The 8,630-nt window shown below is 38.6% G+C and carries 9 protein-coding genes and 2 pseudogenes; 10 read left to right on the forward strand and 1 reads right to left on the reverse strand.

The window, feature by feature from the left end; all coding sequences use genetic code 11:
• Positions 1–291: 291 nt before the first annotated feature.
• From F955_RS16090 to F955_RS16105, 3 genes and pseudogenes are all read left to right on the forward strand, one after another.
• A complete protein-coding gene (locus F955_RS16090; protein WP_004897640.1) occupies positions 292–729 on the forward strand; it encodes a GNAT family N-acetyltransferase in 438 nt (145 codons plus the stop codon).
• A 129-nt stretch (positions 730–858) separates the two neighbouring features.
• Positions 859–2,019: pseudogene (locus F955_RS16100) on the forward strand (IS3 family transposase).
• A 35-nt stretch (positions 2,020–2,054) separates the two neighbouring features.
• Positions 2,055–2,300, forward strand: a pseudogene (locus tag F955_RS16105) (helix-turn-helix domain-containing protein); the annotation flags it as partial.
• A 41-nt stretch (positions 2,301–2,341) separates the two neighbouring features.
• On the opposite strand, the gene F955_RS16110 reads toward F955_RS16105, so the two are convergent.
• Positions 2,342–2,713, reverse strand: coding sequence for a hypothetical protein (locus F955_RS16110; RefSeq protein WP_004897646.1), 372 nt, complete (start codon positions 2,711–2,713; stop codon positions 2,342–2,344).
• 171 nt (positions 2,714–2,884) lie between these two features.
• On the opposite strand from F955_RS16110, the gene F955_RS16115 reads away from it, so the two are divergent.
• From F955_RS16115 to F955_RS16140, 7 genes are all read left to right on the forward strand, one after another.
• Positions 2,885–3,130 (forward strand): type II toxin-antitoxin system RelB/DinJ family antitoxin, encoded by a 246-nt coding sequence (locus F955_RS16115; RefSeq protein WP_000246756.1) that lies wholly within the window; start codon positions 2,885–2,887, stop codon positions 3,128–3,130.
• Positions 3,120–3,413 carry a type II toxin-antitoxin system RelE family toxin gene (locus F955_RS16120; protein WP_004897647.1) on the forward strand — a complete coding sequence of 98 codons (294 nt, stop codon included), beginning with the start codon at positions 3,120–3,122 and terminating at the stop codon, positions 3,411–3,413. The genes F955_RS16115 and F955_RS16120 overlap by 11 nt, the downstream gene beginning before the upstream one ends.
• Before the next feature lie 214 nt (positions 3,414–3,627).
• Positions 3,628–3,975, forward strand: a complete 348-nt coding sequence (locus tag F955_RS16795) for a hypothetical protein (RefSeq protein WP_081401042.1) — start codon at positions 3,628–3,630, stop codon at positions 3,973–3,975.
• Between the two features lie 48 nt (positions 3,976–4,023).
• Positions 4,024–5,766: a multicopper oxidase domain-containing protein gene (locus tag F955_RS16125; RefSeq protein WP_004897648.1), complete on the forward strand. Its 1,743-nt coding sequence runs from the start codon at positions 4,024–4,026 to the stop codon at positions 5,764–5,766.
• Entirely contained in the window at positions 5,753–6,091 is a 339-nt protein-coding gene (locus F955_RS16130) for a hypothetical protein (RefSeq protein WP_004897649.1), read from the forward strand. The genes F955_RS16125 and F955_RS16130 overlap by 14 nt, the downstream gene beginning before the upstream one ends.
• Positions 6,078–7,022: a copper resistance protein B gene (locus F955_RS16135; RefSeq protein WP_004668309.1), complete on the forward strand. Its 945-nt coding sequence runs from the start codon at positions 6,078–6,080 to the stop codon at positions 7,020–7,022. The genes F955_RS16130 and F955_RS16135 overlap by 14 nt, the downstream gene beginning before the upstream one ends.
• Before the next feature lie 233 nt (positions 7,023–7,255).
• Positions 7,256–8,581: an ISNCY family transposase gene (locus F955_RS16140; RefSeq protein ID WP_081400761.1), complete on the forward strand. Its 1,326-nt coding sequence runs from the start codon at positions 7,256–7,258 to the stop codon at positions 8,579–8,581.
• The last annotated feature ends 49 nt before the right edge of the window (positions 8,582–8,630 follow it).

The following is an 8,630-nucleotide window of genomic DNA, read 5'->3' on the forward strand; positions in this document are numbered from 1 at the left end:
AGTGCAAATATTAACCAAAAAGAAGATCGTTTTTTGATTTATGAAAGAGATCTAATGAATAGCTTGAAAGGCACTTAAATATTCAGAAAATATTTATAAAGCTTAGGCTATATTCAAAATTAGTTATGGAACATTAATATTTGTTCAAATTAAATTTGAATTTTTACATTAGCTATAATGCATGATAATTATTATATTAAAGAATAATCTTTTGTATATAAACATTTAAAAATCAATAGTTTGAAAAAAACTAAAGATATCGTATGATACTTTTTTTTATGAGTTTTAAATATGCTAATCAGTGCTCAAGAACAAGACTACATATTGAAATCAATGGAACAATATATTTCTTCGACCCTCGGCTATACTCTTGAGAAATTAAGATTTCCCATTGATTTTGGTTTTACAGATCCTGAAGGTACTGCTAGATGTACTCTTTTTTTCTGTCAAGACTTGGACGATATCTATCTCAGATTTAGATGTTATGAAGGTGAAAAATTGATCGAAATTGCAAAAGTAGGATTTAATAAAGTCAAAAATGGTAATGGAACAGCATTGCTATTAACGTTGCTAGATATTGCTGAAAAATATGAATATGAGAGAATTTTTATTGAATCTCCAAACGAAAACAGCACAGCTTTTGCAGAAAAATTGGGTTTTGATAAGACGATGAATATAACTCCAGCAGATTTAAAGCTCAGCTTAAAAGTTCGCAGTATGAAGTTATAGTCTGACTAAAATGATACGACTCTTCTAAACTAAAAAAACTGATTTAAGCAATCAGCTTCTCTTGGACTTGGACTGCCACCACTCTCCTAGACAAATTTCGTCTATTCTTTTTGCATAGGAGAGAACATTATGAGTGGACAACGATACACCCCAGAATTTAAAGAAGAAGCTGTTAAATTGATTACTGAACGTGGATATTCTGTCACTGATGTGGCAGAACGTTTAGGTGTATCACAGCACAGCATTTATAAATGGCTAAAGGCCGTACAGCCTTTACGCAACAACCCTGATGAACATGAACTACTCGAAGCAAAGAAAGAGATCCTTCGTCTTAAAAGTCAGCTTAAGCAAACTGAAGAAGAGCGGGATATCTTAAAGTGAAAGCACTGCTTTCACGCCGCTTTGCAAGCCTGCCCGAGTAAAGTATCAGTTTATCCTTGAGTACAGCCATCAATTTAAGATTAAGACGATGTGTCGGGTTCTTAAGATTGCTCGTGCTGGCTATTATGCCTGGCTACATGAACCCGAATCAGGCAGAACAATTGAAGACAAACGGTTATTACAACTGATCCGTTCTTCTTATGATGCCAGTTATGGTATCTATGGTTATCGTCGCATCACGCTGGATCTTAAAGAGCTAGGTGAAAGCTGTGGACCGAATCGTGTGCTGAAGATCATGAAGAACAATGGCATTGCCGCTGTTCGAGGATATAAGAAGCATAAAAGCTATGGTCGTGGTCGTCCTCAGATTGTGCCACCTAACCATTTAAATCGAGAATTTGTTGTAAACACACCTGATACCTCGTGGGTGACTGATATTATCTACATCCGCACTTGGCAAGGCTGGTTATATCTGGCTGTGGTTCTCGATTTATATTCAAGGAAAGTCATCGGTTGGTCAATGAAACCTACGCTTGCCAAGGATATCGTTTTGGATGCCCTTTTAATGGCGGTATGGCGACGCAGACCCAATGAACCTGTGATCATACACTCAGACCAAGGCTCACAATACAGTAGCGGAGACTGGCAGAAATTCTGTCAGAAGCATAATTTAGTTCCGAGTATGAGTCGTAGAGGCCTTGCGCAGTATACTGCTCATGGGACAATGCTGTTGCTGAATCCTTTTTTAGCAGCTTAAAGAAGGAAAGAATTAAAAAGAGGATCTATAAAACACGAGAAATGGCGCGTGCAGATGTATTTGATTATATCGAGATGTTTTACAATCGAATCAGGCGTCATTCGCATCTCGATGGGATGAGTCCAGAAGCCTTTGAGGCAGCTTCAAAATGAGGCCGTCTCGTGTCTAGGATACTGGGAGCAGTCCACTCATCAACAATATGTTGATTGATCTCCTGGCAACAATGGCTCGCCTAGACAATGAGAAACGTATAGAACGTATTAAGCAGGGCCTGACACGTTCGGGTTACAAGCCAACAGGTAAGAAAGCCAATGAGGCTAAGCACAAACGAATAAAAGAATTGCTAGCAGCTGGCAATATGACTAAGGAAGAAATTGCCAAAGCAGTGAATTGTGGAGTTGCAACTGTCTATCGAGTTGCTAAAGTTATCTAAAAGGGGCTTAACCGCCATTATGTTAAATAGGGCTTGTAAAATTATTCTTCAATAGAATTTCCATCAAGGTCATATAGCTTTACCTCTCTTGCACCAGTATTAAAAAATAACTCCTTAAAAGCTCGTATTTCAATCTTAGTTAAACTACCTTGTATCGGCTCCATTATTTGGACAATCGTAATAGGAGCTGTAAACTTGAAAAAAGATAAACCGTTAGAATGGTGTCTCATTAAAGCTTTTAATGTTGTTGTAGCGCTTTCAAAATCTGCCAAAATCATTCTTGGATGATCATAAGGTGATTTAGGAATTTCAGTTGCTTTGGCTATGCCATTCTCTGCCATCAAACTTATACGGTTTTTATAAAAATGTACCCATATCGCTTTAGGATATTTTTTTAAATCGTCTCTTATCATTTTAGTTCTTAACTTGGATGCTCATTTAATTATAAATATATATTTTTTTTAATTTCAATTGGATAATTCTTAATTTCTTCTAAAATTAACATAATACGGATTATGCGAAGTAGACTTGTAATGCAATTTGCATTACACTATTCCTAGTACATTAAATACTTGGGAAATATGATGGCTACTGTTAACTTCAGGGTCGATGAAGCCCTTAAAGAAAAATCTTATTCAATCCTTAAAGAGCAAGGTATTGCACCTACGGATTTCTTCACTAGTATTCTTGAGTATGTTGCTACGACTGGGAAACTGCCTGTCAAAAAAGCTTTGCTTTCGGAAGAAGATGAAGAATTATTAGCTCTTGTCCGTAAGCGCATTAATGATCCTAAAGAGATGTTTGAGGAAGTCACATTAGATGACTTATAAGCTTTTACGTCACAAGGACTTTACAGCAGAATGGGAAAAACTCCCTGTTGCTATACGAGATCAATTTAAAAAGAAACTAGCCAAAGTCATAGAGCAGCCACATATTCCAAAGAATATGCTTAGAGGCGATCTTGCAGGTTGCTATAAAATCAAATTATTAAAAGCTGGTATCCGACTTGTCTATCAAGTTAAAGATGATCAGGTAGTTATCCTGCTCATTACCGTCGGAAAACGAGCTGATAGCATAGTTTATGACGAAGCGAAAAAGCGAATTAAAGACTAAAAATGGGAGCTTATAGCTCCCATTTTTGCCTTCGTATAAGGTGTATTATGTTAATTTTAGAGAAACTACTAAATTATATTGAGTTGTAAATAGTTGAAATTCCGTTAAGATATATTGGATTAAATTCTATTCCTAGATAGCATTCGTGTTGACTCATCTCTCCAAAAAACTTTGGTTTTGTTTTCTTATGGTTTTTGCCATAGGATGGAGTAGTGTGTCTGTTGCATCAGTAAAGATAATGCATATCAATATGCAAACTGAAATGAGCCAAGATCATTGTTTAGATCAAGCACAGCAAGTCACTCAACATGGTATTAATCACGAAGTACAGACGAATACCGATTGCCATAATCATTTAGCTATTAATCAGAATATAGATCACAAAAAGTGTCAGGAATGTTCTAGCTTATCCTGCCAGACACAGATCTCATGTCTTCATTCTTTGCAAAGCTCGCTAGATCCCCTAGATACCTTCTATTCTATAGATCAGCCTAATTTTTATTACCTCAACCAATATCTAAATGGGTATTGGCAAGAAATTTCACGTCCTCCTAAAACTTAACCAATTTTTTTTAAAATTTATTTATTTTTCAAAAATTAAGGTTAAGTTATGTCTCATAAAATTAGTTCGTACCTATTAGCAGGTATTTGTTTTGCATCGTCGCCTTTGGTTTTTGCCGAAGTGCGTGAATATCAGCTTGTTATTGATGAAGCAGTGGTCAGCCCAACTGGAAAGCCTGTAAAGCGCATTACCGTAAATGGTCAATTTCCTGCGCCTTTGCTTGAGTTTGAAGAGGGTGATGAAGCTATCATTCGCGTGAAAAATAATTTAAAAAACCAAGATTCTTCTATTCATTGGCACGGACTGTTGTTGCCAGGCATTATGGATGGTGTACCAGGATTTAATGGTTTTAACGGTATTAAGCCTCAAAGCGAGTATGTTTATAAATTCAAGATTCGCCAAAGCGGGACTTATTGGTATCACGCTCATTCTAAAGGACAGGAACAAGACGGCTTATATGGTTCTTTTGTGATTTATCCAAAAGGTAAAACACCATTGGCAGCACATGAAAAAGCTGAACGTGACTATGTGGTGATGTTGTCAGATTTTCATGAAAAAACCAGTGATCAAATTCAGAAAGATCTTAAAATTTCAGCTGAATATTATCAAGATCAGCGTGAAACCTTGGGTGATGTTTGGAAGCAGGTTAAACGTGATGGCATAAAAGCGACATGGTCTGACCGCAAAATGTGGAATCAGATGCGTATGCTAAAAACCGACATGTCGGATGTTACAGGTTATACCTTCCTCATTAATGGCAAAACACCTGAAAAAAATTGGACAGGAATGTTTAAACCGAATGAAAAAATTCGCCTACGTTTTGTGAATGCATCTGCGATGTCTTTCTACGATGTCCGTATTCCTAACTTGAAAATGACTGTGGTTAGTGCTGATGGTCAGCCTGTGAAACCCATTTCTGTAGATGAATTCCGTATTGGTACGGCTGAAACTTATGATGTGATTGTGGAGCCAAAAGGTGGACATTATCAAATTGAAGCTGAGTCAATTGACCGTTCAGGTTATGCGATTGGTACGCTACACAATGAACTAAATCCTGTGACACACGGCATTCATATGCCTCAGCCACGTCCACGCTCGCTTTTGACTATGGAAGATATGGGACATGGTGGTGGTGATCATTCAGGAATGGATCATTCGAAAATGAACCATGGCGATATGAAAGGCACGGATCATTCACAGCATAGCGCAGTAAAACCGCAAAAAAATGATCAAGTGGTTTATGGTTGGGCAAATGCCTCTACACCTGCAGGTAATAAAGCCTTGCAATATAGCGATTTAAAATCATTAGAGCCGCAAAAAGATACTCGTGAAGCCAGCAGTGAATTGGTCGTGCGTTTGGGCGGTACTATGGAACGTTATATTTGGACCATTAACGGTAAAAAATTTAGTGATGCTGAGCCGTTAAAAGTGAAGTATGGCGAGCGTATCCGTATCAAATTTATTAATGACAGTATGATGGCGCACCCCATGCATTTACATGGCATGTTTATGCAGTTGGAGAATGGTCAAGAGTCGGTAGATATGCCGAATAAACACACATTGATTGTACCACCGGGTAAAACAGTGACTGCTTTATTAACTGCGGATGAGTTGGGCGAATGGGCAATCCATTGTCATTTGTTGTATCACATGAGTGCAGGAATGATGAACAAGTTGATCGTGGCAAATGTTAGCGATGAACAAGTGTCTACAACGCCAATTCAAGGTACAAATTCGACTCAAACTCACCAAGTAACTGAGCAAAAAGGAGCTGGACATGCACATCACTAATTTTGTATTTAAAGCGTTTTTTTCTGTTGCGGTATTGAGTTTAACAAGCTTAAGTTTGGCGCACGAAGGGCATCATTCAACTGCTCAGACTGATGGAAAAAATGTACCATCAATGAATCATCAAGCGATGTCTGAGATGGATCATTCACAGCATTCTCCACAAGAGCATGCACAACACATGCAGATGATGGGGAAAATGAATCATGCTGCACATTCAGCACCGATGAACCATCAACATGCAGGTCATCAGCCAATGCATCACAAATCAACAGAGAAACAGCAAGATCAAAAAGTACAGAAAGGAGATCAACATGCGCACCATTAATCTTTTTTCTAAAACTGTTTTAGCAAGCTCTTTGTTGATGGTCAGTGCAGTGAGTTTGGCACATAATGGTGAAGATCATAGTGCGCCTGAAAAAATGACAGTTGCTACATCTTCTAGTCAAAATCAGCCGATGCAAATGGATCGCTCTCAAATGAACCATAGCCAAATGAATCAGGCACAACATCAGGCAACATCTACGGTTAATCATTTACATCATGTACCAGATGCGAATGCTCAGCAGAGTTCGCATTATGATCATCGCTCAGAACACGGTGCGCAAATTTATGCGATTACGACAGTGGACAATAAGTGGCTTGTCAATGAAGATGGCACAGGTGATTTAAAGTCAGAGTTTGAAACCCGTATTGGCACAGATGAAAATAAGGTTTTTATTAAAATTCATGCCGATAAAGAAGAATCGCATGATGCACATTATGATGCCAAACTTTTATATAGCCGTATGATTTCAGACTTTTGGGATGCACAAATTGGTGCACGTTATCGTAGTGAAAAAGTTGAACTCAATGATCATCGCAAAGACACCGAAGAAAATGTTGATGCGGTGATTGGCTTACATGGTATGGCGCCATATTTCTTTGAAACTGATGCTTATCTCTATGCGGGAGAAGACAATTATGCGGGCTTTAGCCTAGAAACGGAACGTGATTTTCTGATTACGCAAAAGTTGATTATTCAACCTTATTTAGAGTTGGATGCGATCTTTAGTGATGACTCTAAATATGCGAAAAAAACTGGTTTAAGCAGTGCAACCGCAGGGTTTGAAACTCGCTATGAAATCAGTAAAAAGATCATGCCGTATATCGACATTGCCTATGAGTATTCAAAAGGTAATGATGAAACGTCGTGGCAAATAGAATCAAACTCTGAGAAAGGTTGGTTATATGGAGCTGGTGTTAGATTTAGATTTTAATTAATTTAATGATTACTAAATAGCTTTATTTAAATAAAACTCTAGCTTAATGTGGCCGGAAGCAAAATGTTAACTTATTTTGCTTCCTTCCATTTAACATAATGGGTGTTATACGCAATAAAAAAATGTAACTCCAAAATAGAAATGTCCGGTTTCTCCAAAGTAAAAATGTCCGCTTTTAGAATATGCGCTTTTGCGATTATCGAAGCGGACGGTTTGATATGTTGGTGTCTATGTCGGATAAAGAACTTAAACGATTGTCGGTCTTGCAGGAAATCTGCGATCAACGCATAACTCAATCCCAGGCTGCTCAGCTACTTCATATCTCAGAACGTCAGATCAGACGCTTACTGCAGAAATACAAAGCTCAAGGTCCAGCTGCATTAGCCCATGCCGGTCGTGGCCAAACCAGCAATTCCAAACTTCCTGAAGAACTCAGACTCAAGTGCCTCAATATTGTTTCTGACCAACTCCATGGTTTCGGACCCACTTTAGCGCATGAAAAGCTCACCACCGTACATGGATTCGATCTTTCAGTAGAAACCCTGCGTTCTTGGATGATTGCAGCCGACTTGTGGATTCCTCGCGCCAAGCGCCTGAAACGCCCATATCAGCCTCGATATAACCGGGATTGCTATGGTGAACTGATCCAGATTGATGGCTCTCACCATGACTGGTTCGAAGGGCGTGCTGCTAAATGCTGTCTGCTGGTGTTTATTGATGATGCCACAGGCAAATTACAGCATTTACGCTTCTGTGAGTCAGAATCAACCTTTGACTATATGATTTCGACACGTTTGTATGTTGAACAGCACGGTAAGCCCTTAGCGTTTTACAGCGACAAACATTCAGTCTTTAGGGTAAATCAAAGCAGCAAGAAAGACACCAAGATTACCCAATTTGGGCGAGTACTCAGTACGCTCAATATCGATATCATCTTCGCCAATTCACCACAGGCCAAAGGACGTGTAGAACGAGCCAATAGAACGCTTCAGGATCGTCTGATTAAGGAGATGCGCTTAGAAGCTATCAGTTCGATTGCAGATGCCAATGCCTGGCTGCCCTGCTTTATTGAGCAATTTAATCGTAAATTTGCCAAGATGGCCTTTAATCCTAAGGATCTCCACCGGACTGTCACTGAAACAGCTGAAGAATTAGATGATATTTTTACTTGGCGTGAACCCCGCAGAGTCACCAATAGCCTGACCATTACTTATGATAAATGTGTATATATTCTGGATAATATCCAAGAAAATCAGAAGCTGATCGGTAAATATCTTGAGTTTCTAGAATATCCGGATGGTACTGTAGCGATCATGCATGAAGGACGGAAGATCAATTACAGCATCTTCGATAAATTAAGTCAGCTTAACCAGCGAGAGATTGTTGAGAATAAACGTTTAAGTTCTGTATTGCTGCATATTCAACAACAGCATGAAGAACTGGAACAGCAAAACAAACGTAATCGTTCTCAAAAGATGCCAAGCAGACGTGCACAGAAAACAGCAATTCAACAACGAAATCTGAATCCTGTGCTTGACTTGGAAATGTCCATATAGGACATTTCTATTTGGTTATTAGGTAGGACATTTCTAATTGGGAATAACA

Source organism: Acinetobacter schindleri CIP 107287, assembly GCF_000368625.1.
GTDB classification, from domain to species: domain Bacteria; phylum Pseudomonadota; class Gammaproteobacteria; order Pseudomonadales; family Moraxellaceae; genus Acinetobacter; species Acinetobacter schindleri.

Coding starts and splice junctions, on each gene's coding strand:
- F955_RS16140 (WP_081400761.1), top strand. CDS start 7,256: ATGTCGGATAAAGAACTTAAACGATTGTCGGTCTTGCAGGAAATCTGC.
- F955_RS16115 (WP_000246756.1), top strand. CDS start 2,885: ATGGCTACTGTTAACTTCAGGGTCGATGAAGCCCTTAAAGAAAAATCT.
- F955_RS16110 (WP_004897646.1), bottom strand. CDS start 2,713: ATGATAAGAGACGATTTAAAAAAATATCCTAAAGCGATATGGGTACAT.
- F955_RS16125 (WP_004897648.1), top strand. CDS start 4,024: ATGTCTCATAAAATTAGTTCGTACCTATTAGCAGGTATTTGTTTTGCA.
- F955_RS16120 (WP_004897647.1), top strand. CDS start 3,120: ATGACTTATAAGCTTTTACGTCACAAGGACTTTACAGCAGAATGGGAA.
- F955_RS16130 (WP_004897649.1), top strand. CDS start 5,753: ATGCACATCACTAATTTTGTATTTAAAGCGTTTTTTTCTGTTGCGGTA.
- F955_RS16135 (WP_004668309.1), top strand. CDS start 6,078: ATGCGCACCATTAATCTTTTTTCTAAAACTGTTTTAGCAAGCTCTTTG.
- F955_RS16090 (WP_004897640.1), top strand. CDS start 292: ATGCTAATCAGTGCTCAAGAACAAGACTACATATTGAAATCAATGGAA.